Below are 25,986 nucleotides of genomic sequence, written 5' to 3'. Positions count from 1 at the left end.
CCCGTCCGGCGTCACGCTGATATGGCGTGCCGGCCCCTCCCGCCGTTCGTCCCGTCATCCTGAGATCTCCTCGCCTTGCCGGACGGAATCGGCACCGCCGAGGACGATGCGCTCGCCTTCCCGGACACCGGAGAGCACCTGTACCGCCGCCTCCCCACGAGCGCCCAGCTTGACCACCCGGCGCTGCGCCCGGCCACCGGAGACCACCCACACTGTCGGGACCTGCCCGCTGGTGACCACCGCCGCTGATGGCACCGACACCGCGCCCAGCACCTGCCGCACGCGCAGCTTCACCACCGCACTCATTCCTGGCTTGGGCCAAGGCGCCGCCACACCGTCAACGGTGGTGCCGTGCCGCAGCTTCAAGGTGACCCGGTAGTTGACTCCTCCGCCGCCGGAGGTGTTCGGAGTCACTCTGACCCCGGTCACCTCGGCGGCATACCTGCCGCCCGGAACCGCATCCAGCTCCACGTCGGCAGGCACCCCCGGCCGCACCTTCAGCACGTCGGTCTCGTCCACATCGGCCGACAACGCCAACTCAGACACATCGACCACCGTGACCATCGCATCCCCCCGGCCTACCGAGCTCCCTGCGGTCACCAAAGCCCCCACCCGCGGTGCGCCGCCCAACTGGCCTGATCCGCCCGCCCCGGCCAGAGATGGGGCGCCCTGGTCGGTTGTCACCTGGCCTCGGAGCTGCTGAGGAAGCCGGTCAGCCAGTTCGCCCAGCCCACCCGCACCTCCGGCGGCCAGCCCGCCCAGGGTTACGACACCCGAGAACGGAGCCCGCAGGGTCAAGTCCGACACCGTGCGCTCAGCCGCACGCACAGCTGCCCCCGTCTGAACCCGCTGCGCCGCACCCATCGACGACATCGCCCGAGTGATGCCTGCCAATCCCACAGTCACCTGCGCCACAGCGGTACGGGCGCCGGCCTCCGCAGCCCTGTAGTCGCCTTCGGCCCGGCTGATCTCTGCCAACACACGGGCACGCCGCCCAGGATCGGCAATTCGCCGGGTCACCTGCCGCGCCGCGTCAAACCCCCGGCGAACACTGCCACCATCATGGCCTCGGAACCCGACCGCCCTGACACCCGCCGACGCGCCACTTGAGGCAATGCGATCGGCCTCCCGAGCTTGATCAAGCTGCTCCAGGGCCATGGGTGAATCGATCTTGACCAGCACCTCACCCTTGCGCACGCGATCGCCGTCGTCGACGAACACCCGCCTGATCGTGCCTTCTGCCGAAGCACGCTGCGTCGCCGACGCCCGCGGTAGGACCGAGGCAGGCGCTTCGACGACCTCCACGACATCCGAGCGCCCAACGCTACCCAGCTGTACCTTCTTGCCGTCGCCCCTACCCGTGCAGGCACCAGCCACCGCCGCGGAAAGCAGAACACCGAGCGCGACCAGGTAGAAGTTGCAGGGGAACCTTCGTCGCCGCATCGCCACGCCGACATCGTAGGTTCCGTCCTCCCATTAACCCGATGCCCTACTCGGTTACATCCTGTAACCAATTGGCCCGTGTTTCGCAGCGGCCACTGCGGTTTGCCGTGACCCCGATGACCCACGGATGCTCTCGTGCCTTCTGATCACAGCTTGGGACGTAACACGTCGGTTCCTTGCGTGCACCTTCGATTCGCTCGCCGGGCCCGCACCATCTGGCAGTCCTGGCCAGGCCCCCGGCTTTGTCAGGGGCCGCTTGCCGCCCTCCCCGGCACCTCCCGGATCAGGCTGCCCTCAGCTTCAACGGGCCGCTGCGACGACCCGAAGGAGAATGCCTTTCACCCCTCACGACCAACCAGCGCCTCACGACGCACTCTCGCCGGTGGTCAAGCCCTTGGCATACGGGCCCAGCCGTAGTTTTCAGCGAAAAGCAACGACATGCCGAAGCGGCTTTGGGGAGGCTCCGTTGGCCGGGAGTGCCCCGCGCTGCTCTTCTCCGAGGTGGCCGCCGGGTACGGCTATCGGCCGGTGAGGCGGGCGGCCAGTTCGGCTCGGTCCTCGATGAGTTTGTAGATGGTCGGGCGTGACACCGTGAAGTGCCGGGCGATGCCGGTGACGTTCCAGACGGACCGGCCGTCGGGGCCGCGTTCGTCGAGCATCTGGTAGACGGGGCTTCAGCGACAACCACTCGGCCAAGTGCCGGTTCGGTTGCTGTGAGTGGGTTACCGGTTGGTCGGTCCTACTTTGCGGCGTATGCCGATGGTGGACTTCCTGACCGACGAAGAGGCGATGGCGTACGGCCGGTACACGGGCCCGCCGTCGCGGACGGATCTGGAGCGGGTGTTCTTCCTCGATGATGAGGATCGGGTACTGGTCGATCGGCATCGCGGTGAGCACATGAGGCTCGGCTTCAGCCTCCAGCTCGTGACGGTGCGTTGGGTGGGGACGTTCCTGGAGGATCCACTGGATGTCCCCGGGGTGGTGCTGGATTTCGTTGCCGAGCGGCTCGGGATCGCCGACAATGATCAAGGCGCTGGACCAGGTCGCCGAGGTGATGGGGCTGGGCACGGCCGAGCTCGGGGTGGAGGCGCTGGTGCCGCCCCGCAGGTTGGCGGAGCTGGCCAGTTACGCCCGGTACACCACGGTATCGGGGTTCTTGAAGCTAGTACCGAAGGCCCACTGTAGATGGCCATGAACGGGTACAACTGCGCAGGATCAACCGGCCAGTCCTTGCCCTCGAACCCCGAAAAGTCCTTCAGCCCAGCCCGTTCTAGGCCAAGACGATCAGGCAGCGCGGGAAGTGAGATCCACTCCACGTCCAAGCCGTGCTTTTGTCCAGGCCACACGGCCACCTCCGCGCCGCCGCGCAGATCGATCACTGTGCGGATGCCCAGTTCACGCACACGCTCGGCCCCCGCCTCTACGAGGCGGTTGAGGGACCCCGACCGGAAGAGGAGACCGCTCTTCATCGAGGCGATGCCAGCGTCGCGGAAGTTGCGCACATCCGGTACACGCAATGCACAACTCTGCGCAGCAACAATGCCGCCTACAGGCGCTCCCTCGGCGTCTGGATGAGCCACAGGTGCATACTAGTAAATTAGCATCATAAACAATAGCTGGCGCTGAGACTTTCCGCCGGAGATCTATTCTCCGATCACCGGATTCACTGCAGATCCCAGAGGTTGATTTCGCCGACGTAAGGCTCGTAGATCCAGGGCTTGCTGGTGACGAGCGGCCAGTTTCTTTCGCGGGCGAGCAGCACCGCGTGGCCGCCAACGGTGGCCTCCAGTGTCTCGTCCAGGCGTGCGTCGAGTTCGGCGTTCAGATCCCCGGTCCAGTCGGTACCGGATGGCCTGTCGCCGGTCATCGCCAAGGCGCGCATCACCGGTGCCGCCTCGCGGGCGCTGGTCGCGGTGAGGTCGGCGATTTGTACCAGGCCTTGGTCGAGGAACTCGGTGAACTCCAGCGGGACCAGCTGCGCGGCCAGCGCCGGGATCAGCATCGCCGAGCTGCGCTGCCCGACCCATGCGCGCAGCGCGGCGGCAAGCGGAGAGGGTTTGTCGGCGCCCATCGCCATGACGCCGGAGTATCCAAGGACATAGCCGGTCAGGTAATCAACAGGCACGGGGCGATCACGAGGCCCGTCGTGCGTTGTCGTCCTGTCCGAAGTGCGCGATGTGGCGGCGCTCGACCTCGGCCATGGCGTCGGCCGGGATGTTGTCGCGCCAGCCCTCGCCCCACAGCCGGTCCATGATGGCGTTGTCGGCGTCGCGCTGGATCTTCTCCTGCAGCGCGGCGGTGACGAACGCGGACTTGTTCGCCTGCCTGTCGAGGAGATCCGCGACCTCGTTGGGGACGCTCACCGCGATCGTTCTCGTACTAGCCATATAACCAATGTACCGGATTTGCTTATAGCGGTCCATCGCCGGGCCTGCTTTCCCCTGACGGTGCGCCGGCCCAGAATGGCACCAGGCGACACGGTCCTGGGCGGTACGGCGCGCACATGGCCGGCTGCCATCCGCGCCCAGATCCCTCGCTACGGCCGCACACCGAGCGGCCGTCCCATCCACACCCCCACCGACCCAGACTACGGCCGGGCGCGCTGCGCATGCGGATTCGTCTGGGCCGACCAGCACCCACCCGGAGACGGCTCCGGGTGCCCAGAACACCTGCGTCCCGGCAGCAACGCCGGATCTCCTGCCGACCTGCTGCATCGGCGGCGGTTGAGCGAGCATCTCGCTCAGTGGCGCCGCCGCCGGGCCCAGATCGCCTCAACATCTGCGACTCCTCCCGCTGCACCGCGTCCGCCATCGGGTCTCGGGACGGCCGGTGTCGTGGACGGCTGACGCACGGGCGCCGGGGAGAAAGGTCCCGGGGTGTCGGTAACGAAGCTGTCATGAAGTACACGCGTTGACGCTTGCCCAGGTCAGCGGCGGATCTGCGCTCGTTTTCCTGGATCGACAGGTGGGCTCGATCTTGTGCGGCCAGTATTGATCCGGATTCGTCGGTTTGCTGCGGTTCGCGAGCTGGTGCCTGCGGCTTGCGAGAGAGCCGGGTGCATCGTGGCACGTGTGCTGGACGAGGACGAGCTCGTCGGGAACTGGACGTTGGTCGGGGAAGAGCTGGCGCTGCTGTCGAATCGCCGCGGGCCGACCAAGCTGGCGTTCGCGTTGCTGCTGCGCTTCTACGCGCTGAACGGCCGCTTCCCCAAGAGGCGCTATGAGCTGCCGGACCAGGCGGTTGGTTACGTGGCGCGGTTGGTGAAGGTCCCGGCGGAGGATCTGGCGCTGTATGAGTGGGACGGCCGGACGATCAAGGGTCACCGCAAGGACATCCGCGAGTTCTTTGGGTTCCGGGAGTGCTCGGTCGCGGACGCCGACAAGGCCGCGGACTGGCTTGCGGCGAACGTGTGCGACAAGGAGTGGCAGGAAGACCGGGTGCGCGAGGAGCTCCTGGCGCACCTGCGGGAGGAGAAGATCGAGCAGCCCACCCGGGACCGCATGAAACGGATCATCGGATCGGCGATCAGCCAGGCCGAGAAGGCACAGACCGCGCTGATCGCCAGCCGGGTCCCGCCAGAGGCGGTCGCCCGGATGCTGGCTCTGATCGCGCGGACGTCCGATCCCGGCGCGGAGGAGGACGCCGAGGACGGGGAAGAGGGTGCGTTGTTCGACGCGGCTGAGGTGTCGGGGACGGATGTGTTCGCGCGGATCCGGGAAGAGCCGGGGAACGTGAGCGTGAAGACGATCGAGAAGGAGGTGGCCAAGCTCAAGGCGGTGCGTCAGGTCGGTCTGCCCGATGGCCTGTTCGGCGATGTCGCGCCGAGGAATCTCGTCTCCTGGCGGGTGCGGGTGGCGGCCGAGGCGCCCAGTCAGTTGCGTCGGCATCCGCATGACATCAAGGTGACGCTGCTGGCCGCGTACCTGTCGTGCCGCGGCCGCGAGATCACCGACACGCTTGTCGACCTGCTGATCGCGACGGTGCACCGGATCAACGCCCGCGCGGACACGAAGGTGACCAGCGATTTCGTGGCGGAGCTGAAGCGGGTGTCGGGCAAGGAGAACATTCTGTTCAAGATGGCCGAGGCCGCGTTGGAGGCACCAGAGTCCCGAGTGGAGGACGTGATCTATCCGGCGGTGCCGGGCGGCTACAAGACGCTGGTGTCGCTGCTGCACGAGTTCAAGGCCAAAGGGACTTCGTATCGGCAGCACAAGCAGCGGGTTTTCAAGGCCTCCTATACCAACCACTACCGGACCGGCCTGATCCAGATCATCGAGGTGCTGGAGTTCGGGTCCACGAACACGGTGCACGCGCCGATGATGGCCGCGCTGGCGCTGATCAAACGCTACAAGGCTGAGCAGTCGAACCGGATCAAGTGCTACGCGCTCGGTGAGCATGTGCCGGTCGACGGCGTGATGCCGACGGAGCTGGTGGAGCTGATGTACCGGGCCGACAGCCAGCGCCGTCAGCGGATCTTGCGGACGGTGTATGAGTGCGGGGTGTTCCAGAGCCTGCGCGACAAGTTGCGCTGCAAGGAGATCTGGGTGGTCGGGGCGGACCGGTGGCGCAATCCCGACGACGACCTACCCGCCGACTACGAGGCCCGGCGCGCCGAGAACTACGCCAAGCTCCGCAAGCCCCTCGACCCGAGCGTGTTCATCGACGGACTACGCGATGAGCTCGACTTCGAACTGTCGCAGCTCAACGACGCGCTGGGCGGGCGCGGCCTGCCCTGGTTGAAGATCTCCGACCGCAAGACCGGCGCGATCCAGCTATCCTCGCTGGGCGCGGCGCCCGAGCCGGTCAACCTGCGCCGGCTCAAGGCCGCGATCCGCTCCCGATGGGGCGTGGTCCCGCTGATGGACATGTTCGCCGAGACCGCTCTGCGCACCAGCTGCCTGTCCGTCCTCAACCCGGTCGGTGTGCGCAGCGAGGACGGCCTCAGGTACGTGCGGCGCAGGTTCCTGACCGTCGAGGGCTGCCGCGAGGTGGCACGCATCATCGCCAACGCCACCTTCGCCGCCCGGCACACCACCCTGTGGGGCGAAGGGACGACCGCGGTCGCCTCGGACTCCACCCACTTCTCCGCCTACGACCAGAACATCTTCACCGAATGGCACTCCCGCTACCGACGGGCAACTGGAGTACGCACGGGTTCCCTGAGCCTCGCGCTGGCTGCGTAGCCGCATCTCAGCAGGTCATTGCCTGCTTCGGCTGTTGGTCTCAACCCAACGGGATTCTGCCACCGTAACCAGGATTCCTGGAGTAACTCGTGTAATCTCACGGTCCGTGAGTGATTCTAGGAGTCGTCTGCTGTCGGTCGTACAGGCAGCGACCTCCGTCGACCCCGGCGAGCTTCCTGCGGACGGCCTGCTGCTGGAGCCGGGCCTGGCCGATGTCGTCACGCTGCAACGCCGCAAGGACGCCGAGCTCGATGACGCCGACGAGCAGAGCTTCTTCCTGGACACCCTGGCCGAGTACCAGTGGGCTCGCGACGCGGCCGGGCTGGCGGCGACCACGCTGGAGCGGCTGACCAAGCCGGTCCTGGAGATCTGCGAGCACTACGGGCTGGCACCCTGGCGGTTGACCCCCCGCCACCTCGACAAATACTTCGCCGGGGTCGGCAAGCGCGGCCGCTCGACCGTCCGGCAGAAGACGAACATCATCGACAGCTACTTCGCCTTCCTGGAGCAGCGGTACGCCGGCGAGATCGCTCGCCGCTACGGGGTGGCCGTCGAGTCGCCGATCGATCCGTTCAACCGGCCACAGCACCGCGGCGACTTCGGGCTGCGGATCCCGCCGTCGCAGCGGGCGACCCGGGAGTTCTTCGCCCGGTGGCGCGAGTCGCTGGATTCGGCGCGCAAGCCGCTGATCGCCCGCCGCGACTATGTGATGGGCAAGCTCACCTACATCTCTGCCGTCCGGGCCGCTGAACTGTGCGGTGTCACGATGGGTGATCTGCACTGGGAGTCGGGGCAGTGGGGCCGGTTCCTGGTGAACGGCAAGGGCGCGCGCGGGTCCGGGCCCAGACCGCGTGAGGCCTACATGTTCGCCGATGGCCGCGATCTGCTGTGGTGGTGGGTCGAGGAGTGCCGCGGCGGCTTCTGCGATGACCCCGACGACCCGAACGCGCCGCTGTTCCCGTCCGAACGGATCCCGCAGGCGGTGGCGGCGTTGAACGTGGCAGTGCCGGGGATCGCGGTCACGCCGTCGACCTTCCGGCGCGCCTTGAAGGACGCCGGGCACCGGTTCCTGACCGGTCCGGTTCAGCACCTGCACCCTCACCTGCTCCGCCATGCTGCGGCCACGCACAACTACGAGCGCGGGATGTCGCTATGGGAGGTACAGAAAATGCTCGGTCATGATCGTCCAACGACCACGGTTTCGTACCTGGCCACCGCCCATGCCGATCCGGAGAAGGCCAGCCTGGAGGCCGCCGGGCGGGCGGTGCAACGGCTGACGATGGACAAGGGGAACCTGCGGTGAAATGGAACCTACGCTGGGCCGCGGCCAAGCGCGACATCTGGCGGCCCAGCGATCTGCTGAAGGCCTTCGAGGAGGTCGGATTCACCCCCTCGCTCAGCAAGGTCGCCGCGCTCTGGAGCGGCAAACCGATCTCGGTGCGGCTGGACGACCTGGACAAGATGTGTGCCGCTCTCGGCTGCACCATCGCCGACCTGCTGGAGGCCGAACCGCTCGCCACCGCCGAGAGCGGCCAGGAGCAGACCAAGCGGGCGGTTGGCGCCGGTGATCAGCCCGCCGGGCCGGCCCGGCCGACGCCGCGGCGGGGCGGGTCACGCCGTTCGCTGCCGCCGAACTGACCATGGCGCAACCCCATAGGTCATGGCCGATCGGCCAGTGCCGGGTCTGCTTCGGCTGGGGTGAGAAACCGCAGTTCGCCGACTGCGGCGCATGCTCCTCTTGGCGGCAGCTGCACCCCGAGCAGGTGTCCTGCCGACGCTGCGGGCACGGCAGCCACGTCAACACCGACGGGCTCTGCCGGTTGTGTCTGCTGACCATCCGCCTCGACGACCCCGAATGGGTCGCCAACCCGTGCGGCGGTCGACCTGCGCAACTCATGCTGATCCTGCCGGGAGACCGGCTCCCCAGATCCCAGCCACTCGACCGGCCGGTCCGCGGCCAAGCACCCGACCGCACCCGTCCCCGATCGCTCCTGGACCAGCTGCGCATCGCCACCGCCGAACCTGTCGACGACCCATACGTCTGCGCGGCCGCGATCCGCGGCCAGCTCCTGTTGTTCCGGCCGCGCCGACACCTTACCGAGACCTACGCCCGCCGCATCAAGCACCGCGACCTGGCCGACTACGAGCGCCTCAAGGACACCGCGATCGCCCTGGCCGCCGAGCGCGGACTGAGCAAGGCATGGTGGCGGAGAACCTGCCTCATGCTCCGGCTGGCCCTGGCCATCCGCGAAGCCGACGGAGACGAGGTGATCCCGGAGGAGACCCTCGACGAGCTTCCTCACTCCCGCAACGCGGTCGCCGACGTGCTGCGCCACGCGGGCCTGACCAGCGCAGGGTTCCTGCGGCCGCGGCGTCGCCCCCGTCCCGTCGTTCTGCACAAGCCGCACCGCAGCTGCCGGTACTGCGATTGTTGGGGATTCCGCGCCACCTGCACGGGCTGCACCCCGTGGAAGCACCTGCCGCATTTGCACCACGTCGGCGACTGCGGCCGCTGCAGCCGCTCACAGGTTCCCCTGCTCGACGGGCTTTGCCGAGCCTGCTGCCTGCACATCAACGAGCACGGCCCCGAGGCGCGGGCCGAATCGTGGACCCAGCTCTGGCTGGGCGGAGACCTCGCCCCGCGCCTGGCGACGCGGACTGGCACCCTCGACTACGTCGCCCCGCACCAGAAAAAGCGAGCCCGAGCCGCGGCCCGCCGACCGCTGCCCCCACCGATCTCACCGCATCTCATCGACCCCGGCCAGGGCGCACTGTTCGACTCCCGCCGGGACTGGAGCTGCTTCGCCAAGGGCACCCTGGACCAGTTGCCGTCGCTCACCCCGAACGCCCAGGCCCTGCTTGAGGAGTTCCGGCGACACGCCGCCGAGCGTGGCTTGGACGAGCAGGTCGACCGGATCGCCGCTCGGAGCCTGCGGATCGTGCTGGCCTGGCTGGGCGCGGACGCCCCCGTCCACGAGGCCGACATCTGGTCGCTGCCCGCCGACCGGCCCGGCACCAGCGCCCGGCACATCCTCGGCTTCCTGCACCAGCATGCTCTGGTCATTCCCGACCCCGACCGCCAGATCGACATCCACCAGCGCGCCATCGGGCAGCGGCTCGCCGAACTCCCCGCCGGCATCGCCGACGAGCTCCGCGCCTGGGTCCGGGTCCTGCGCGGGGAAGGCCGCCGCGAGCACCGCGCCATGCCGTTCGAGACGATCCGCAAGTACCTCGGCTACCTGATCCCCGTCCTCGGCCTCTGGGCCGGGCAGGTCACCAGCCTGCGCGAGATTACCCGTGACGACGTCGACGCCGTTCTCAAGCAACGCCCCGGGCAACCCGGCCTGGACCTGGCCAGCGCGCTGCGCAGCCTGTTCCAGGCGCTCAAGCAGGAACGGCTCATCTTCCGCGACCCCACCCGCGGCATCACCATGACCGCCGTCGTTCGCCTGCCCGTCCCAATTCCCACCGACCGGCTTCGCGGACTCATCGACCGGGCTGAGGGGCCGATGGCCAAGCTCGTTGTCGCCCTGGTCGCCATCCACGGCCTCGGCCGCAATGAAACCCCCAAACTCCTCCTGGACGACCTCGACCTTCAAGACGGGACGCTTCTCGTCCGCCGTGAGCTCGCCCGTCACACCGTCTACCTCGACGAACTCACCCATACCCTCGCCATCGCCTGGCTGGGCGAACGCCGTCGCCGTTGGCCCCGCTGCACCAACCGCTATCTGCTGGTCAGCCAGCAGACCGCCGTTACAGACGCCCCGGCCTCCCTCATGGTCATGAACGAGATCTTCCGACCGCTCGGCATCAGCCCGTCCAAGCTCCGCCAGGACCGCATCCTCGACGAGGCTCGCCACACCGCCGACCCCGTCCACCTCATGCGCGTGTTCGGTATCTCCGCCGCCACCGCGATGAAGTACGTCTACACCGCCCACCCCGAACGGCGATCCATACTGCCTCGATAGCTCGACTGTTTGAAGCTGATTGGCAGGACGGCTAACACGAAACCTTGTTGTTGCTCGGTCTTGCCTGCTGCCAGGCTGAACCTGTGTCCGACACCGACAGCACCTTCTACTCCGACCGCGCTGGCAAGGCCATCCCGCGGACGATCGAAGAGGTCTCAGGAGACGCATGGCGCGGTCTCGTCGCGCTCATCCGGCGTCACCTCAGCAACGGGTCACTTGCGCGAGCGTTTCCCGAACAGCACTGTCCGGACGAGGGCGGCGCCATCACCGGCACTGACGAGGAGATGTTCCTCGACTCACTCGCAGGGCACATCCCCAGGATCAGTCACGACGTGTTGCTTGAGCGGCAGCCGCCGGACACCACCACTGTGCTTGACATCATCGACTTCGTCGCGCTCCACATCGACCGGCCCAGCAGGCGAAGCTCACACAGCTACTTCCGCCATGAACATCTCTACTTCGGAGATCACCGCGCCGACGATTGGCTGGGTGATGAGCTCACCCCCGGTCAGGCCGGGCTCCGGGATGACATCAACTTGATCTTCGCTCGGAACGGGATCACGTTCACCCTGAACGAGGACATGCGCGTCCACCGCCTGGGCCCCCCGGAGGCGCGTCCCCTGATCTCCGACTTCAAGCCTGCCACCGGAGACCCTCAGCTTGACGCCAAGCTCAATGACGCGATGACTCGGTTCCTCTCCCGCGCGCCCGCCGACCGCCAGGACGCCCTCGAGAAGCTCTGGGACGCGTTCGAGCGCCTCAAGACCCTTGAACTCGGCGGACAGAAGAAGGACTCCGCGGCAAAACTGCTCGACGCCACCGCACCTGAGCCGTTCCGCACCGAGCTCGACGCAGAGTTCAAAACGCTCACCGGTATCGGCAACAACTTCACGATCCGGCATCACGAGCACGACAAACACGATCTTCCCAGTGACGCCGCCTTCGACTACGTGTTCATCCGCCTCGCCAGCCTCATCGCCTTTGTCCTCCGCCAGACCGGCCGGATGGGGGCTGGATAGCGATGGCCACGACCCTGCACCCCATGTGGCCTCCTGCCAGCGTTGAAGCTGTCTGCAAGGTCCTGGCCAGCACCGAATGGCCGGGACTGACCGGCAAGGAGATCGGCGAGCTGCTCACGATGCTCGGGATCCCCGATGTGAGCCCCACGGCCAACAAGCGGGACCGGCTCGTGGCCGCGCTGATCACCAAGCAGCAGGCCAACCAAGCCGGCAACTGCATCATCCGGTTCATCACCGAAGCCATGGCTCCCGGACGCTACCTACAAGATCCGTCTCGCTTCGAGGCTCTCCGTGATGGCCTCAGCGAGGCCCTTGCCCTGATGGGCCTACGTGTCAACGACGAAGGGCTCCTCGCCAGAGCCAAGGCCGCGAGGACCCTGGACGACCTGGCGAGGCTCGCCGGTCGGCTGCAAACCGAGCTCAAACGCCGAGGCGTTCACACGGAGATCATGAAGTACTGCGAAGAAGAGGTTCTCCGCAAATCGCTCTTCCATGCCGTCTTCGAAGCAACCAAGGGCCTGGCCGAACGCATACGCCAAATGGCCCATTCCACTCTCGACGGCGCCGACCTCGTCGACCACTGCTTCAGCACTCGGAACCCCCCACCGGTAATCCGGATCAACAGCTTCGCTACCGAGACTGAGATCAGCGAACACAAGGGATTCGCCAACCTGCTCAAGGGAGTCTTCGGCACCTTCCGCAACCCTCCGGCGCACACTCCTCGCGCCACTGCTGGATGGGCCATCTCGGAGCCAGACGCCCTAGATCTCTTCTCCACGCTGTCGTTCATGCACCGCCGACTGGACAACGCCACGGTCACCCTCAGCCCTTGACACCAGTACCTCCGGCAAGCAGAGGTCGCACCCAGCACCGGCTAGCCCCAACTCATGAACCCGCCCGAGCACGCCGCTCACGGCCACCTTCAGGTGCGGGTTCCGTCCGACCTATGGTCAGGAATCGACGAACCTGCGCGCTTCCAAACGGGGCGTCCTGATTTACTGGACGGTCGAGACGTCCGGCGCGATGGCCGTGCACAGCCAGCTGATCAGCTGTTCCGCCTCCGAGGTCCACGCGATGGTCGAGGGCGCTATGCGGCACGGCACCGACATGGAGATCCAGCAGAACTTCGTGGACTCTCACGGCGCCAGCATCATCGGCTTCGGCATCACCCGGCTCCTGGACTTCGACCTGGTCGCCCGGTTCAAACTGATCAACCGGATGAAGCTGTACGTGCCCGGACGCGGCGACAACTTCTCCTACCCGCTCCTCGGCCCGGCCCTCACCCGGCCGATCAGATGGGACATCATCGCCAACAACTACGACCTGATGATGAAATACGCCACCGCAATCCGGCTACGCACCGCCACCACCGAAGCGCTGCTGCGCCGGTTCACCAGCGAGACCACCCACCCGGCCTACGCCGCCATGCTCGAGGTCGGCCGCGCCCAGAGGTCGATTTTTCTCGCCGGCTACCTGCGTGATCGCGACCTGCAGCGGGAGACCGAGTGCGGGCTGAACGTGGTCGAGAACTACAACGGCGTCAACGACTACATCCGCTTCGGCAAACGCGGCGAGCTCGCCTCCAACCGCAAGGAGGAACAAGAGCTCGGCATGCTGTGCCTGCACATCCTCCAGAGCTGCCTCGGCTACATCAACACCCTCATGATCCAGGACACCCTCGCCCTCTCCGAATGGCAGGACGCCCTCACCGACGCCGACCGGCGCGGCCTGACCCCTGTATTCCACACCAACATGACCCCGTACGGCGAGATCCAGCTCAACCTCCACAAGCGCCTCACCCTCAGCACCATCGACGCCCAGCCCGCAGCTTCGGGCTGACGACCTCGGAAAGGCGGAGCTGGTCCCGAACCCCTATGGCGTCCAACTCAGCCGAGCCGATGACGGATCCAGCCGCCCCTTGTCAGCGGAAGGTCTTGGTCGATGACCATTTCGCGGGCTGCTGGACCGATGCGCATGCCGCGGGTGCGGCGGCCGGAGTCGTGGACGACCGCGGCGGGTTTGGTCGCTGCGCGCAGGGCCTGCCAGATCAGGCGGGTTTGGTCGGTCAGGAGATCATGCATGTCCGGGCCGACTTCGTCCTCGAACCAGCGGACGGCGAGCCGTCCGGGCCGGAAATGCTCGCCGAGTTCGTCCTCGTAGAGGTCGGACCGCAGCAACTGGACGATCGCCTGCTGCGGTTCCGCCGAGCGAGGTTCGATCCCCTCGGCCAGTTGGACGGTGTCAGGCAGAGCCGCACACGCCGGCAGCGGGATGAATGCCTGCCGCCCACCGCATTCCATCGCCTGCGATAGCGAGCGGTGGAGATGCACCTGATGGAGCCCGACCGGGCCGGGATGGCTGCACATCCACCCGGCTCCGGGAAGCGTGCGAGCGACCTGGACGTCCAGGAGATCTTCATCTGAGGGCAGGAGCCACACGTCGGTCGACCTGGTGCGGGAACCGGGCAGCGCCATCACCAGCCTCCCGACGACTGGCCGGCCGGAGCGGCTGTCGCTCCTTCTGGAAGATGACGCTGTTCACGGTTCGACCAGCGGATCGGGTGGCCACCTGGATCCGTGGTGAGCCAGGTGCCATCCCCGAGGGGCTGGAGGTCATAGGGATGCTCGTTGCCGCCGTCGAACTGCCCCTCGACCTGGCCGGACCGCACATCGACGCGGTAGCTGCGAGACCACTCCGGATCGTCCTTGGTCCTTCCCAGCAGGACGATGATCGCGGTGTCTGAGGTGAGGAAACCGCCAGCCCAAGCGAAGTAGAAGACCGGAGTCTCGTCGACCACGTCCTCGATGGGCAGGAAGGCGTCCACCGGGCAGAAAAGGAGGAGCCTCGTTGCTCATGCGGTCATGGTGGCAGCGCGCTGATCGCCAGGCCCACTCTTTTTCGCGCCTGGCCACTCGCCTGCGGAAATCCGGGGGCCCGGCCGTACGTGACTCCGCTAGACCCCCTTGCGGTGATCTGAGCTGGGCGGATTAACCCGGCCAGCCACCTCGCGGGCGAGCGGCCCCCCGAGCGGATGCTGGTCGAGATCAGAGCGGGGAACGTCAAGCCGCTGGCGCCGTCGGTGGCGTACGAGAACGTCCGCCGACTGCAACTCAACACAGACGGCACGGTCACCCCATGGGAACGGCCGCCGCCCTCCGAACCTTGATTACTTAGGGGCGTCGTAGGGGTTGATCTCGGCGTAGGCGTCGTCGGCCTCGGTCAGGTCGAACCTTCCTCCCACTGGCCGGTGTCGGGCCAGTTGTCGGGGCCGCCGACCCGGAACCGGGAGTTCCACCGCGGTTCGGCGACGTTCCAGGCGTGCAGCTCGGGCTAGTCAACGGGGTCGTAGTCCATGCGGCGCCGGACGAACTTCTCGTCATAGACCAGGAAGTCGCCCCCGTCGTCGCGGGTCTCCTCGGGCAGCGTCACCACCCGGGTGATCTGGTCGCTGTCGGGGTCAACCTCCACCATCACCGGCATGACGTAGCGCACCCACCGGCGGCGCGGCGGCCCATCACGCTCCTCGATGATGACGACCCCGCCGCCCTCATCGTCGTCCAGGTCGTCGCCGTCCAGGTCATCGTCTGCCAGGTCGTCGACAACGTCATCCAGGGCCGGGTGCGTCTTCTCAACCACTGTGTGCCTCCTGGGGGGAAGATCGGGGCAAAGGGCCAAGGATCGCGCAGCCCGGTCCGGACACGCCGACGATTCCGGGCTTGAGCGACAACCACTCGGCCAGTGGCGTTAGTGGCTCGCCGAGGGCGGAGTTACCGCCATCCACCGCGGCGATGCGGATGTGCTCGTCAGCGACTGCGGTGTCGGCGGCCCGGGTCTTGCTGGGCGAGGGCTGCGCCGACGGCTTCGGTGCTGACGTTCTCTGGCGGACTCAGATATCGCAACTCTCCGAATGCCTGCTTCATGGCTTGCGGTCGGGGGTGGTTGCTGTGAGCCGGTCGGCGATGGCGGGACCTTCGTGTGCGAGCCATGCTTCGGCTCGGGGGAGGCGGTCCTTGACGCCTTCTTCCCAGAAGCGCCGGAACACCGGGTCGAGGGCGGCTGCGGCGCGGCTGGTCCGGTGGAAGCGTTGAATCATCCGCGTGGCCAGGGGCACCAGTTCATGGCGCTGTTGATGGGTCATCTCGTATGCGTCGGCGAATACTGCCGCGCGGTGTGGGATGTCGGCGTCGGTGAGGGCGGGGGTTCGGTCTTTGGGGTGTGCCAGCGGCGCCCACCAGTAGAGGGCGTTGGCGATGTCGTAGATCCTGGTGGTCGGCCGGGCGAGGTCGAAGTCGATGAGCGCCGCGGGGAGGCCGTTGCGGAAGACCACGTTGCCCGGGCAGTAGTCGCGGTGGCTGACCAGTTCGGCGCCGGTGTCGACGAACGGGATTCCCGCTGTCCCGGGCGGGGTGGCCCAGACTGCGTCTTGGGGGGGTGTCCAGCCTTGCGCGGCGTCATGCAGTCGCCGGATGAGACGGGCCAAGGCGATGAGGACCTCGTCGCCTGTCGCCTCGGGCGGGAGCGGCTCGCGCGGGACCTCACCCGGCACGAAGGACAGTACTTCCCGGCCTTGTTCGTCGAATCCCAGTGGCCTGGGAGCGGCGGAGAACCCGGCCTGGTGCAGGTGTGCGAGGTAGGCCTGGATCGTGGCGGTAAAGGGCCTGACCGGACGACGCACGGTGTCGGCGACACGGACGATGTCCGGGGTAACGCCATCCCCGATCAGCGGTTCCTCGTCCGGCGCCGGCTGGTCGTTTCGCATGCCGATGATCGTGCCTTTCAGTTCGGGGTGGTCTGGTCACGGGTGCTTGGTTCGTCGGCTGACCTCGGCGGCGTAGGCGGTCCAATCGCCGGCGGAGGCGCGTTGCCAGGCGACGGCGACGCTGATGTGGATGCCGAGCATGCGGGCAAGGACGGCGGCTGGAAGGTCGGTGGCGAGCTGGAACAGCGCGGTGGAGCGGGCTTGGCCAGGACGCAGACCGAGCCGGCGGAGTCGTTCGCCGAGTTGGAACGCGCTGACTGGTCGCCCGGGCTGTCCGCCGGGGAACAGCCAGGTCGAGTTGTGCTGGTCACCGATGGCGGCATGTCCTTGCCGGGTTGTGAGGAGCTGCGTGAGGAGAGTGGCCAGGGGTTCGGGGGCGATGACCGGTTGGTGGCCGAGGGCGAGACGTACTTGGTCGTCGCTGGTTTGGACGTGGTCGATGGTGAGCCGACTGATCGTGGCGGGCCGTTGGGCATAGAGGAGGACGAGCAGCCCGGCGACCCGGTCTTCGGGTCTGAGAGTGTCGTCGTGGAGGAGTCGGCGGGCCTGTTTCCACCGGGTCTCAGCGTCGATGGGGCCGGACGGGCCGCCCCACCTGATAGCAGGCAGATCGAGCTGGGTGAGCTTGTTGTTCTTGGCCCAACGGACGAAGCTCCCGGCTTCGCGACGATGGGTGGCTTCGTTGCTGGTCAGCCAGGTTTCCGGGTCTCCCTGCTGAGCTGTCGCGAGGGTCAGATGGTGGGCGGTGAGCCAGTTGAGCAGGGTAATGGCGGCTCTGACGTGCTGCTGGACGTTGACGATCTGGTTGTGGACGGTGTGGGCACCGTTGAGTCTGCGGCGAAGCCGTCGGAGCAGGTGCCAGGTGGCGTAGCGGTGCAGCAATTGTTGTTGGTCTGGGTCGGGCTGTTCGCTGATGGTGCGGGTGATCCAACGTTCCAGGCGGGCCATCTGATCATCCCGTGGTGGGAGGGTGCCGATGGCGACCAGGACGGCGCGCAGGTGTTCGACGGTCTTGCTTTCAGGCAGTTCGTCGAGGGCTTGGTGGGTGAGCTGTTGGCCGGGCGTGAGCTCGCGCAGGATCTGTGGTGCCGAGCTGCGATCGAGCCATGTGGCGGCGGTGCCGGGACGTTCCGTCGAGACCAGGGCTTGGTAGAGATCCTCAAGCTCGGGACGGATCTGACCGGTCTCATCGCTGACTGCTTCCCGCAGCCGTCGGTTCAGGGTGCAGCGGGCGCATCGGCCCGCGTGGATCCGGCCGGGCTGCCGACAGATCGGACAACTGCGCCAGAACTCGGGGTCGGGGCGTGTGCATGTCGAGCACAAGGGCTCGGAGGTGGTGCCACCGCGGATCGGCCTGACCTCGCCGCAGCCACTGCATCGAGCCCATCGTTGTTTGCACGCTGTGCACCACGGTTGGCCGGTGGTCTTCGAGATCAGGCAGGGTGCTTGTCGGCCGCAGATGCTGCAGATCAAGATCTTCCAGGGCCGGCAGTTCTCGCACAAGGGCCCGTCGGGAGTACGGACGCCCACGGGACGACGGCGGCCGCACTGGGTGCAGGTCTCCTGGTTCGCCGGATCAGTGATCAAACAGCGGGGACACAGCGACCGCCCATGGCCGTCGCGGATCGCCGTCTGCTGAACGGTGCCGCACCGGGCGCATTCCTCAAGGTGGAGGTGCGCGTAGCAGGTCCGACAGATCCGCCTGCCCTCGTGCCGTTTGGTCAGGCGGATTGTGCGGCCGCACCGAGCACATCCCGGCGGGACGATGCGGGAGGAGCCCACAGCCTTCAGCTCGTCGATCAGCCTCAGCACCGATGGAACAGGCGCCTCGGCTCCGGAGCCGGTGAGCAGCTCGGGTTGATCCCGCAAGGCCCGTGCGAGCTGGTGGCGTCTGCCCACTTGAGGGACGGCCGCCTTCACGGCCGTGATCACCACCTCGGCGGGCAGGGTGGGGTCGATCCCGGCGACGACGTTCACGATGGCGTCCATAGCAGCGCCGACATCATCAGGCGGGCACCGAACGCATCGAGGCTTTCCCTCCGCATCGCGGGTACGGACCCGGCGGAGGTTTCGGCAGACAGCGCAAGTCTCGCGCTTCGGACCACAGACCCCGCAGTACCAGTCTTGGCCGCGGCGCTGGAGAGTCCGCAGGTGCTTGCCGCACTCGGCACAGACCGGCGGCGAGACCGACGTGGCGCCTGCCGCTCGCAGCGAGATGAGCAGGTCCCCGATGGCGCGGGGGGCCGGCGACCGTCCATCAGTCAGGACTGCCGGTCGATCCAGCAGAGCCTTGACGATCCTGCGCCGCTTGGCCCGCCCTCCAGCGACCCCAGTGGCGACTTTCTCAAGCGTCATCCGGTCCAGGCGCAGCTCGACGTCGGCGATCAGGTCGACGATGGCGCTGATCGGGTCGGCCTCAGAAGCGTCGATGGTCATCGCTCACTCACCAGGTCGGGTGATCCTGGCACGCTTAGGCCGCAGGTCACCAACGCCAGCCTCGTCTCCAGAAGCGGTCTTGCGTCCGCGCGACGGAGTGGCGTTCGCGATCGGCTCGATCAGCTCCTCCATCGAGCAATTCAGGATGTCCAGCAGTGCCATCAAAACCTTGAGGCTGAGCCGTTCGGGCCGCTCAGCCACCAACCGGTAGACCTGGCTGGACGACAGGTGGATACCGCGTTCGGCCAACGGCTCGGTCAGGTCCGTGGTCTGGAACATCTCGCGGGTCGCCATCACTTGCCGCAGATTCCACCGGTAGTCGAACTTGCGCGTCATCGATCCCTCCGATCCTCAACCCGGTTGCTCGCCGCTGGCCTCGTCCAGAGCAGGGCTCAGGGCCTTGCGCAGTGCGGTGTTCATGAAGTCCCCGCTGACGTGGGTGTAGATCGCGGTGGAGGTGTCGCAGCGGTGCCCGACAGCCTCCTGGATGAACCGGCGGTCCACGCCGTCCTCGGTCAGATGCGTGACATACGCGTGCCTGGCCGAGTGCGGCGACAGATCCTTGGGCATGCCAAGCGCGTCGCGGTAGGTGACGAACCGGGCGTTGATCTCCGCCGGTTTCACCCGGCCCCCGCGTTCAGTCACCCACAACGCCGGATGATCGGCGCAGTCGAACCGCGGCCGGATGTTCTCCACGTAGTCGGCGACAGCCGACACCGCCCAGCCCATCACCGACGGCACGTTCCGCCGCCGCGGCGGCTGCCCCCGCACCGCCTTGCCGTAGCGGACGTGCAGCATGCCGTACCGGCCGAACTCCGGAGCCGCCGGGTTGCGGCCCCAGTCGACCACATCCAGCTCGGAGGTCTCGGTGCGGCGCAGCCCCCACCCATACATGACCTTGAACAACGTCGCGTCCCGGTAGGCGGCCAGCGCCCCCTTCCGTTTGGCCTTGACCGCGCGTTCCACCTGATCGTCGGCATAGTCCAGGAACCGCTGCAGCTCATCGCGGGTAAACGGGCGGGCCTCGGGGCGACCCTCGTAGTCATTCAGGTGGGCAATGGTGTTCCACTCGTGGCAGATCGGCACCGGGTGAACGCCCGGCCCGAACGCGGCCTCACACTCGGCCGCCCAGCCGTAGCGGGCGTCAGTGAGGTACTCGCTGAACAACCGCAGATCGGTCTGATAGTTGCGGATCGTGGACGGCGCCAGGTGATGTTCGCTGGTCAGCGACAGTGTCCACTCGTCCACGTGGCCGGGCTGCCACTGCAAGGGGTACTCGTTGCAGAACGCCAAGAAGCTGCGGACCAAGCGCTCGCGCGGCGCGATGGTGCTCTCCTGCAATCCGCGGGCGGCCTGCTGCGCCCGCCATCCTCTCAGCATCGCCTCGAACAGCGCGTCTTCCGGCCGCAACTGCACGACCCCGGAGACCAGTTCGAGATGGGCTGCGCCCGCCAGGTCGCTCTGTCCCACACGCCCCTCCAGCCCCCACAATCGCAACCGTTTGACGGTTGGATCCTGCATCTAACGGGAGCACCCCGTAAGTGGTTCAGGTCAAGCAGCATGAACCCACAGACCGAGCACCTCACTCCGGTAATGCCTTCAGGAGGCGACCTGCGGATTCTCGCCCGTCTGATGCAATTCCTGAGATTTGGTGTAGATGGCCAGGCTGCGGATGTTCTCGTGTCCGGACAGCGCCATGAGCATCGGGGCTGACCAGCCGTCTTCGGCGAGGTGGGTGAGTCGGGAGTGGCGGAGCTGGTGGAGGGTGTAGCCGCGTCGGCGCGGGTCGTGCTGCTTGGTGTCCCGCTTGAACAGGTACTCGGCGCTCGTAGGAGAGCCTGCCGCGGCCGGTGTGCGGGCACACGTCGGCGGCCGCGGGCATTCGGGTCGGCGCGAGGCGGCGGTCGGCCAAAAACAGCGGACCTGAGGTGCGGGCCCCGACCAGCCGCGGCAGCAGGCGGGCGGTGCCGGATTGCCAGTGGATCCAGCGGACGGTGCCGCCCTTGCCGGTGATCCGGCCGCACTTGTTGTCCAGGCCCAGGTCCTCGATGTTGAGCGCGAGGACCTCGTCGGCGCGGGCCGCCGATTCGTACAGCAACCGCCGCAGCGTCTTGTCGCGCAGCGCTCAGCTGGTAGCAGGCTGAACGGGTGGCAGGGTCAGCTGGTGGCGGGCTTGCCGGGGCTGGGTTGGCGTTCGAGTTTCAGGTGGGCGCGCATGAGTTCGCCGGGGTTGGTCTGAGCGGCCATGAGTGACAGTTCGCCGCACAAGACGGTGGCCGCGGCCAGGACGGCCAGGCGGCGCGCGTTGGCGCCGGGTTCGCGGGGGTCGCGGCAGCCGAGCCGGGTGAGGTTGTCGGCGACGAAGCCGGTGTTTTGCTGCTGCCGGTGGTGCCGACGATGATGTTGGGCAGGGTGCAGGAGAAGTACAGGTCGCCGCCGTGGTCTTCGGCGTGGGTGAGGCCTTGGGAGCCTTCGACGATGTTGGCGGCGTCCTGGCCGGTGGCCAGGTAGAAGGCCAGCAGCATGTTGGCGTAGTGGGCGTTGGCCGAGCGGATGCCGCCGGCCAGCTGGGTGCCGATGAGGTTTTTGCGGATGTTGAGCGTGGCGATGGCGGCGGCGGTGGTACGCAGCTTGTCCTCGACCACCTGGCGGGGCAGCCGGATTTCGGTGATGACGTTCTTGCCTCGGCCCAGGATGCCGTTGACGGCGGTGGCCTTCTTGTCGGTGCAGTAGTTGCCGGAGATCGAGCCGTACCGCAGGCCGCGCACCTGGGTCAGGATGTGGTTCATGAGGTGGTCGCAGGCCAGGGTGACCATGTTGTGCCCGGTGGCGTCGGCGGTGGCGAACTCAAACCGCAGGAACAGCAGATTTCCGGCGATCTGGTGGTGCCAGTCGATGAGCTGGGCGAACCGGCTGGAGGCGGCGGCGATGGCCTGCAGGTCGGCGAAGTGCACGGCCAGGTATTGGACAGCGCGGTGGGAGGTGGCGGCGTCGTCGGCTTCCAGCAGGATCGAGCGTGTCATCCGCTCATCGACCAGCGTGGCGACGATGCCGTTACAGGCGTGCTGGGACAGGCGTGCGCCGCGCCCGGTCGAGGGCCACAGCGGTGATTCGAAGGTGGCCAGCGGCACCGACACCTCCTCGTTGACGGTGTTGCCGGTGATGCGGATCGGCCCCACCCATTTCATGGGTACCGAGGCGAATGAATCGGTGGCGTGCGAATCAGTTGCCTGCGCAGTCGCAGGCGGGGTGGTGTGCGTGGTCATGTGCGGGTACTCCTGGAGGTGTAGGGAACCGGGTCGATGCCGCGGGCCTGGCAGTAGCCGGCCACCTCGCCGGTGAGGAGCAGGTCGCAGCCCGCAAGGGCGGCCGGTGTGGCCGCCCCGAGGACGGTCATGATGAGTCGGAGTTGCTGCAGCCAGCCGCCGATTTTCTCGATCAGCGCCTGCGCGCCCCGCTCGACCAGGACACCGAGGAAACGCCCGGCCCACCGCGGTGGCGCCCAGGGCCAGGGCGCGGGCGACGTCGAGGGGGGAGCGGACACCGCCGGAGGCCAGGATGTCGCTACCGGTGATGTCCGCGGCGTCCAGCAGGCAGCAGGGGGTGGACTGGCCCCATTCGGCGATGAAGGCGAAGTCGCCGGCGGGGCGGCGCTGGTTTTCGATGCGGGCGAAGTTGGTGCCGCCGCGTCCGCTGACGTCGGCCGCCGCGACACCGGCGTCGCGCAGTCGGCAAATGGTCGTGCGGCTGAGACCGAAGCCGACCTCCTTGACGATGACGGGGACGCCTGCGGCGGCGGCGATGGCTTCGATCTGCGCGGGCCAGGCGGTCAAGGACCGGTCGCCCTCGGGCATCACGATCTCCTGCACCGCGTTGAGGTGGATCTGCAGGGCGTCCGCTTCCAGCAGGTCCACTGCGCGGCGCGCGCCTTGGCTGTCTGAGCATGGTGCCGCGCACGGGCTGTGTCAGATCCACGGCAATGAGCCTTGGCGTGACGAGCTGCGTCCCGATGCTGTCGACGACCGTTGCCCGCCGATGTACGCGGATCCGGCTGAGGACCCGAGGAGGCAGCCGTGAATCGGGTGCCGGTCGCGCTTGAGCGCCGGGCAGGTGCCTTTCGACCGCCGACCTTGCAGACGCTGCCGGTGGCGGTGGGGACGAACGTGGCCAAGATTCGTGCGCGGACCGCGAGCACGATCATGGCCGTGGTCAAGGCCGACGGTTACGGCCACGGCGCCGTCACGGTCGCCAAGACCGCCGTTGCCGCCGGTGCCGAGTGGCTCGGGACGACCAGTGTCGCAGAGGCTTGTGCGTTGCGCGCCGCGGGGCTGGCGGTACCGATCCTCACCTGGCTGCACCCCTCCGGGATCGACGCCGAGGCGGCGGCAGCCACCAGGATCGATGTCGCGGTCGGGTCGGTGGACGAGCTCGGCGCGCTTCTTGCGCAAGCCGCGTCGACGGTGCGGGTTCATCTACATGTGGACACTGGAATGTCCCGTGGCGGCTGCCCCCGCGGGCAGTGGGACGAACTGATCGGTCTCGCACAGCGTGGTCAGCAGGCTCGGAGGGTCCGTGTCGTGGGTGTCATGGGACACCTTCCGCGGGCCGACCGGGCCGACCGGGCCGACCCCGCGGCGAACGCGCCGGCGGTCGCACGTATGCGCCAGGCGCGGCAGGCGGTCCGGGCGGCGGGGCTCGGTTCGCCGCTTGCCCATCTTGCGGCCACGTCGGGGACGGTGACCGACCCGGCGACACATTTCGGCATGGTCCGCGTCGGGGCGGGACTTGTCGGTATCGACCCCTCCGGGACCGTGGAGATGCACGGCGCGTCCCGTCTGACCGCACCGATCGCGCACACGACGGCGGCGCCGGCCAGCACCCCGGTCGGTTACGCCGGCACGTATGTCACCGATCGTGCCACCCATCTGAGCGTCCTGCCTGTCGGGTACGCCGATGGGATCCAGCGAGAGCTCTCGCCCCACGCGTCCGTTGAGATCTGCGGGCGCCGTTTCCCGGTCGTCGGACGGGTCTCGATGGACCAGATCGTGATCGATACCGGTGCCGAGTTCTTCCCGGTCGGCACGTCCGCGACCATGTTCAGCCCGGCCGGGGGCGCGACCCCGACCATCGGGGACTGGGCTCGTTGGGCCGGGACCATTCCGCACACCATCGTCACCGGCATCGGGCCGCGCGTGAAAAGGAGCACCGCATGACACGGCGCATCGTGGTTATCGGCGGCGGAGCCAACGCCGAGCACGAGGTCTCCCTGGCGACTGCCACGGCGGTCGCGCAGGCGCTGCGCTCCAGCGGATTCGACACCGACGAGCTGACCATCGACCGCGACGGGACGTGGAGGCAAGGAGCGGATGCGCTCGGGTCGCAGGCCATTGGAAACTCGGTGGCCGGCTCCGCGAGGGAGACTCCGCCGGTGGCGTAGCGGCCCCGGAACGGCCGCTACGTGGATCCGGGGAGCCTGGACTGCTTGCGCTGGCGCTTGGCCAGCTCATGCCCTCGCGGGTGCGCAGGTGCCCCAGGTTGGCCTCGAACTCAGCGACCATGGCCAGGCTTTGCAGGAACAGGCGGCCGAACGGCCCGTCGACTCCGTCAGGGGCTCCCCCCAGCGGCAACCGTTCTGTGGCCGCCCCCGCCATCCACTGGGGTAGCCGGGCTCCCGCGATCACCAGCGGCGGGCCGCTCTCACCGCCGGCTTGCGCCGGTTCCTCGATGGCGGGGATGCCGGGGATTGCATGTATCGCGGGCGTATCGAAAAACGCACACGCCACCGCGACAGTCTCCCGTCTTCAGTGGAGGCATGGACCACAGCGGTCCGTGCCGAGGGCATGGTGCCCCGGCTCCGGAAGGTGATCACGAAAAGGGAGAAGGCCGTGGCTGATGGCGGAGAATGGGACCGGCGTTCGCTGCTCCGGGGCACCGCCGTGGTGGCCGGTGCCGCCGCGGCGCCGCTGCTGGGCGAGGCGGCCAGGGCGCACGCCGACAGCGGTGACGCGGACGCGTTATTCAAGGCCGGGAAGTTCGAGCAGGCCGACCGCGCGTACGAGGAGATCCTAAAAACAGACCCCACGAACCTGCACGCGGCCCGCCAGCGCGGCTACGTCGGGCTACTGGGCAACAAGTTCCCCGACGCGGAAAAGTATCTCACGATGGCCCTCACACTGGCGCCCGACGACAAGCAGACCAACCGGTTCCTGGGCGACTGCTACATCCGGCAAGACAAACTCTCCCTCTCCGTACCACACTGGCAAGCGGCCAGCCAGGAAACCCGGGCCAAGTGGTTCGCGGCAGTCCGCGGCAAGCCGTATCAGATCCACGGCGACATCGGCCGCGTGCCATGGAAGCAGATGGATCCGTCACCGCTGGTGGAGGCCTCGGTCAACGGCGGACCGCCGAAACGCTTCACGTTCTACACCGGCGCCCCGTGGCTGGGCATGTCCGCAAAAGTAGCCGAGGAAGCCGGGCTACGCGCCGTGGCCAAGCAAAAGATCGACTACAAGAACGGCACCGCATGGATGTACTTCGGGGTGGCGAACTCCTTCAAGCTGGGCGGCATCGAACTGCGCAACATCCCCGTCGAGTGGACGGAGACGGACCAGGATGATCCCACGTCCGGCGACGGCATCATCGGCACGTGGGTCTTCTACCACTTCCTGACCACCTTTGACTACGCGGGCCGGTCGCTGATCCTGCGCCGCCGGACCCCCGAGGTGGCCAGGAAGGTACGCGCCGACGCCATCCGGGCGGGCGCAAAGCCCTTGCCGCTGTGGCTGGCCCGTGAGCAGTATGTGCACAGCACGGGCAGCTTCGCCGGCTCCGGCCCCCGGGTGGTGGGCGTGAACATCGGCGGACTCAGCGAGTGCGCCGCGGTCATGAAGGGGGAGGTGGCCAAGCAGTTGCGGATCCGCACCGACTACGACCGCCCGCTCGAGACTTTTGGCCACAGCCACCCAACGGTCGTCTACCCCTGCTACCCGACGGAGATCCGCATCGGCAACGCCGTCGCCAGGGAGATCTACTGCAACGCGGCCCCACAGATGCAGGCTGACGAATACGGGTTCGACTCGCTGGGAGGCTTCTTCCACTCCTTCTACAAGCCCTACAACATCACCCTCGACTTCACCGACATGAACGTCTACATCGCCCGCGGCAAGGCCACCTGATCA

At 67.5% G+C, this 25,986-nt stretch carries 26 protein-coding genes and 3 pseudogenes; 12 read left to right on the top strand and 17 right to left on the bottom strand.

What is annotated here, in order from left to right; translation table 11 throughout:
• Positions 1-54: 54 nt before the first annotated feature.
• Both ACGFNU_RS37280 and ACGFNU_RS37275 read right to left on the bottom strand, forming a co-directional pair.
• Positions 55-1,443: an efflux RND transporter periplasmic adaptor subunit gene (locus ACGFNU_RS37280; protein WP_392601673.1), complete on the bottom strand. Its 1,389-nt coding sequence runs from the start codon at positions 1,441-1,443 to the stop codon at positions 55-57.
• 518 nt (positions 1,444-1,961) lie between these two features.
• Positions 1,962-2,102: a hypothetical protein gene (locus ACGFNU_RS37275; RefSeq protein WP_392601287.1), complete on the bottom strand. Its 141-nt coding sequence runs from the start codon at positions 2,100-2,102 to the stop codon at positions 1,962-1,964.
• A 94-nt stretch (positions 2,103-2,196) separates the two neighbouring features.
• Between ACGFNU_RS37275 and ACGFNU_RS37270 the strand changes: the two genes are divergently transcribed.
• Positions 2,197-2,628 carry a DUF4158 domain-containing protein gene (locus ACGFNU_RS37270; RefSeq protein ID WP_392601286.1) on the top strand — a complete coding sequence of 144 codons (432 nt, stop codon included), beginning with the start codon at positions 2,197-2,199 and terminating at the stop codon, positions 2,626-2,628.
• Positions 2,629-2,747: 119 nt separating this feature from the next.
• Here ACGFNU_RS37270 and ACGFNU_RS37265 read toward each other — a convergent pair.
• The 3 genes and pseudogenes from ACGFNU_RS37265 to ACGFNU_RS37255 form a co-directional block, all read right to left on the bottom strand.
• Positions 2,748-2,945: pseudogene (locus ACGFNU_RS37265) on the bottom strand (tyrosine-protein phosphatase); the annotation flags it as partial.
• A 161-nt stretch (positions 2,946-3,106) separates the two neighbouring features.
• The gene (locus ACGFNU_RS37260; protein WP_392601285.1) at positions 3,107-3,520 is read right to left on the bottom strand and encodes a hypothetical protein; all 414 of its coding nucleotides are present in this window, start codon (positions 3,518-3,520) and stop codon (positions 3,107-3,109) included.
• A 55-nt stretch (positions 3,521-3,575) separates the two neighbouring features.
• On the bottom strand, positions 3,576-3,830 hold the full coding sequence (locus ACGFNU_RS37255) for a hypothetical protein (protein WP_392601284.1): 255 nt from the start codon (positions 3,828-3,830) through the stop codon (positions 3,576-3,578).
• 675 nt (positions 3,831-4,505) lie between these two features.
• Here ACGFNU_RS37255 and ACGFNU_RS37250 point away from each other — a divergent pair.
• The 7 genes from ACGFNU_RS37250 to ACGFNU_RS37220 all read left to right on the top strand — a co-directional run bounded on the left by ACGFNU_RS37250 (position 4,506) and on the right by ACGFNU_RS37220 (position 13,452).
• The gene (locus tag ACGFNU_RS37250; RefSeq protein ID WP_392601283.1) at positions 4,506-6,626 is read left to right on the top strand and encodes a DUF4158 domain-containing protein; all 2,121 of its coding nucleotides are present in this window, start codon (positions 4,506-4,508) and stop codon (positions 6,624-6,626) included.
• Between the two features lie 106 nt (positions 6,627-6,732).
• Complete coding sequence (locus tag ACGFNU_RS37245; protein ID WP_392601282.1) at positions 6,733-7,929, top strand: tyrosine-type recombinase/integrase; 1,197 nt, start codon at positions 6,733-6,735, stop codon at positions 7,927-7,929.
• The gene (locus tag ACGFNU_RS37240) at positions 7,926-8,264 is read left to right on the top strand and encodes a helix-turn-helix domain-containing protein (protein WP_392601281.1); all 339 of its coding nucleotides are present in this window, start codon (positions 7,926-7,928) and stop codon (positions 8,262-8,264) included. Before ACGFNU_RS37245 ends, ACGFNU_RS37240 begins: the two co-directional genes overlap by 4 nt.
• Before the next feature lie 2 nt (positions 8,265-8,266).
• The gene (locus ACGFNU_RS37235; protein WP_392601280.1) at positions 8,267-10,594 is read left to right on the top strand and encodes a hypothetical protein; all 2,328 of its coding nucleotides are present in this window, start codon (positions 8,267-8,269) and stop codon (positions 10,592-10,594) included.
• Between the two features lie 83 nt (positions 10,595-10,677).
• A complete protein-coding gene (locus tag ACGFNU_RS37230; protein ID WP_392601279.1) occupies positions 10,678-11,613 on the top strand; it encodes a hypothetical protein in 936 nt (311 codons plus the stop codon).
• 2 nt (positions 11,614-11,615) lie between these two features.
• On the top strand, positions 11,616-12,446 hold the full coding sequence (locus tag ACGFNU_RS37225) for a TIGR02391 family protein (protein WP_392601278.1): 831 nt from the start codon (positions 11,616-11,618) through the stop codon (positions 12,444-12,446).
• A 133-nt stretch (positions 12,447-12,579) separates the two neighbouring features.
• On the top strand, positions 12,580-13,452 hold the full coding sequence (locus ACGFNU_RS37220; protein WP_392601672.1) for a Tn3 family transposase: 873 nt from the start codon (positions 12,580-12,582) through the stop codon (positions 13,450-13,452).
• 47 nt (positions 13,453-13,499) lie between these two features.
• On the opposite strand, the gene ACGFNU_RS37215 is transcribed toward ACGFNU_RS37220, so the two are convergent.
• The 5 genes from ACGFNU_RS37215 to ACGFNU_RS37195 all read right to left on the bottom strand — a co-directional run bounded on the left by ACGFNU_RS37215 (position 13,500) and on the right by ACGFNU_RS37195 (position 17,695).
• Positions 13,500-14,087, bottom strand: a complete 588-nt coding sequence (locus ACGFNU_RS37215) for a hypothetical protein (protein ID WP_392601277.1) — start codon at positions 14,085-14,087, stop codon at positions 13,500-13,502.
• Positions 14,087-14,437: a hypothetical protein gene (locus ACGFNU_RS37210; RefSeq protein WP_392601276.1), complete on the bottom strand. Its 351-nt coding sequence runs from the start codon at positions 14,435-14,437 to the stop codon at positions 14,087-14,089. Before ACGFNU_RS37210 ends, ACGFNU_RS37215 begins: the two co-directional genes overlap by 1 nt.
• 506 nt (positions 14,438-14,943) lie before the next feature.
• Positions 14,944-15,249: a hypothetical protein gene (locus ACGFNU_RS37205; RefSeq protein WP_392601275.1), complete on the bottom strand. Its 306-nt coding sequence runs from the start codon at positions 15,247-15,249 to the stop codon at positions 14,944-14,946.
• Between the two features lie 280 nt (positions 15,250-15,529).
• Positions 15,530-16,372 carry a phosphotransferase enzyme family protein gene (locus ACGFNU_RS37200; RefSeq protein ID WP_392601274.1) on the bottom strand — a complete coding sequence of 281 codons (843 nt, stop codon included), beginning with the start codon at positions 16,370-16,372 and terminating at the stop codon, positions 15,530-15,532.
• 36 nt (positions 16,373-16,408) lie between these two features.
• Positions 16,409-17,695 carry a hypothetical protein gene (locus tag ACGFNU_RS37195; RefSeq protein ID WP_392601273.1) on the bottom strand — a complete coding sequence of 429 codons (1,287 nt, stop codon included), beginning with the start codon at positions 17,693-17,695 and terminating at the stop codon, positions 16,409-16,411.
• 136 nt (positions 17,696-17,831) lie between these two features.
• Here ACGFNU_RS37195 and ACGFNU_RS37190 point away from each other — a divergent pair, with 136 nt between their 5' ends.
• The gene (locus tag ACGFNU_RS37190; protein ID WP_392601272.1) at positions 17,832-18,011 is read left to right on the top strand and encodes a hypothetical protein; all 180 of its coding nucleotides are present in this window, start codon (positions 17,832-17,834) and stop codon (positions 18,009-18,011) included.
• Between the two features lie 800 nt (positions 18,012-18,811).
• Here ACGFNU_RS37190 and ACGFNU_RS37185 read toward each other — a convergent pair.
• The 7 genes and pseudogenes from ACGFNU_RS37185 to ACGFNU_RS37155 form a co-directional block, all read right to left on the bottom strand.
• Positions 18,812-19,144, bottom strand: a complete 333-nt coding sequence (locus ACGFNU_RS37185) for a helix-turn-helix domain-containing protein (protein WP_392601271.1) — start codon at positions 19,142-19,144, stop codon at positions 18,812-18,814.
• Positions 19,145-19,159: 15 nt separating this feature from the next.
• Positions 19,160-20,278: a tyrosine-type recombinase/integrase gene (locus tag ACGFNU_RS37180; RefSeq protein WP_392601270.1), complete on the bottom strand. Its 1,119-nt coding sequence runs from the start codon at positions 20,276-20,278 to the stop codon at positions 19,160-19,162.
• A 129-nt stretch (positions 20,279-20,407) separates the two neighbouring features.
• Positions 20,408-20,623: a tyrosine-type recombinase/integrase gene (locus ACGFNU_RS37175; RefSeq protein ID WP_392601671.1), complete on the bottom strand. Its 216-nt coding sequence runs from the start codon at positions 20,621-20,623 to the stop codon at positions 20,408-20,410.
• A gap of 342 nt (positions 20,624-20,965) precedes the next feature.
• Positions 20,966-21,094: a hypothetical protein gene (locus ACGFNU_RS37170; protein ID WP_392601670.1), complete on the bottom strand. Its 129-nt coding sequence runs from the start codon at positions 21,092-21,094 to the stop codon at positions 20,966-20,968.
• A 101-nt stretch (positions 21,095-21,195) separates the two neighbouring features.
• Positions 21,196-22,128, bottom strand: a pseudogene (locus tag ACGFNU_RS37165) (hypothetical protein); the annotation flags it as partial.
• On the bottom strand, positions 22,071-22,205 hold the full coding sequence (locus ACGFNU_RS37160) for a hypothetical protein (protein WP_392601685.1): 135 nt from the start codon (positions 22,203-22,205) through the stop codon (positions 22,071-22,073). The gene ACGFNU_RS37160 and the pseudogene ACGFNU_RS37165, both read right to left, overlap by 58 nt.
• A 100-nt stretch (positions 22,206-22,305) precedes the next feature.
• Positions 22,306-22,662, bottom strand: a pseudogene (locus tag ACGFNU_RS37155) (alpha-hydroxy-acid oxidizing protein); the annotation flags it as partial.
• Positions 22,663-22,881: 219 nt separating this feature from the next.
• On the opposite strand from ACGFNU_RS37155, the gene alr reads away from it, so the two are divergent.
• The 3 genes from alr (at position 22,882) to ACGFNU_RS37140 (ending at position 25,983) form a co-directional block, all read left to right on the top strand.
• Entirely contained in the window at positions 22,882-24,021 is a 1,140-nt protein-coding gene (alr, locus tag ACGFNU_RS37150; RefSeq protein ID WP_392601269.1) for an alanine racemase, read from the top strand.
• The gene (locus ACGFNU_RS37145; RefSeq protein ID WP_392601268.1) at positions 24,018-24,245 is read left to right on the top strand and encodes a hypothetical protein; all 228 of its coding nucleotides are present in this window, start codon (positions 24,018-24,020) and stop codon (positions 24,243-24,245) included. Before alr ends, ACGFNU_RS37145 begins: the two co-directional genes overlap by 4 nt.
• A 271-nt stretch (positions 24,246-24,516) precedes the next feature.
• Positions 24,517-25,983 carry an aspartyl protease family protein gene (locus ACGFNU_RS37140; RefSeq protein ID WP_392601267.1) on the top strand — a complete coding sequence of 489 codons (1,467 nt, stop codon included), beginning with the start codon at positions 24,517-24,519 and terminating at the stop codon, positions 25,981-25,983.
• The last annotated feature ends 3 nt before the right edge of the window (positions 25,984-25,986 follow it).

Source organism: Spirillospora sp. NPDC048911 (assembly GCF_043198015.1).
Classification (GTDB): domain Bacteria; phylum Actinomycetota; class Actinomycetes; order Streptosporangiales; family Streptosporangiaceae; genus Spirillospora.
The sequence above is the reverse complement of the archived record's forward strand: the minus strand, read 5'-3'. Positions and strand labels throughout refer to the sequence as shown.

Excerpts from the sequence above, each read along its gene's own strand:
- ACGFNU_RS37280 (WP_392601673.1), bottom strand. The coding sequence starts at position 1,443 with ATGCGGCGACGAAGGTTCCCCTGCAACTTCTACCTGGTCGCGCTCGGT.
- ACGFNU_RS37275 (WP_392601287.1), bottom strand. The coding sequence starts at position 2,102 with ATGCTCGACGAACGCGGCCCCGACGGCCGGTCCGTCTGGAACGTCACC.
- ACGFNU_RS37270 (WP_392601286.1), top strand. The coding sequence starts at position 2,197 with ATGCCGATGGTGGACTTCCTGACCGACGAAGAGGCGATGGCGTACGGC.
- ACGFNU_RS37260 (WP_392601285.1), bottom strand. The coding sequence starts at position 3,520 with ATGGCGATGGGCGCCGACAAACCCTCTCCGCTTGCCGCCGCGCTGCGC.
- ACGFNU_RS37255 (WP_392601284.1), bottom strand. The coding sequence starts at position 3,830 with ATGGCTAGTACGAGAACGATCGCGGTGAGCGTCCCCAACGAGGTCGCG.
- ACGFNU_RS37235 (WP_392601280.1), top strand. The coding sequence starts at position 8,267 with ATGGCGCAACCCCATAGGTCATGGCCGATCGGCCAGTGCCGGGTCTGC.
- ACGFNU_RS37225 (WP_392601278.1), top strand. The coding sequence starts at position 11,616 with ATGGCCACGACCCTGCACCCCATGTGGCCTCCTGCCAGCGTTGAAGCT.
- ACGFNU_RS37215 (WP_392601277.1), bottom strand. The coding sequence starts at position 14,087 with ATGGCGCTGCCCGGTTCCCGCACCAGGTCGACCGACGTGTGGCTCCTG.
- ACGFNU_RS37200 (WP_392601274.1), bottom strand. The coding sequence starts at position 16,372 with ATGCGAAACGACCAGCCGGCGCCGGACGAGGAACCGCTGATCGGGGAT.
- ACGFNU_RS37190 (WP_392601272.1), top strand. The coding sequence starts at position 17,832 with ATGCTGCAGATCAAGATCTTCCAGGGCCGGCAGTTCTCGCACAAGGGC.
- ACGFNU_RS37185 (WP_392601271.1), bottom strand. The coding sequence starts at position 19,144 with ATGACGCGCAAGTTCGACTACCGGTGGAATCTGCGGCAAGTGATGGCG.
- ACGFNU_RS37160 (WP_392601685.1), bottom strand. The coding sequence starts at position 22,205 with ATGACCGTCCTCGGGGCGGCCACACCGGCCGCCCTTGCGGGCTGCGAC.
- ACGFNU_RS37145 (WP_392601268.1), top strand. The coding sequence starts at position 24,018 with ATGACACGGCGCATCGTGGTTATCGGCGGCGGAGCCAACGCCGAGCAC.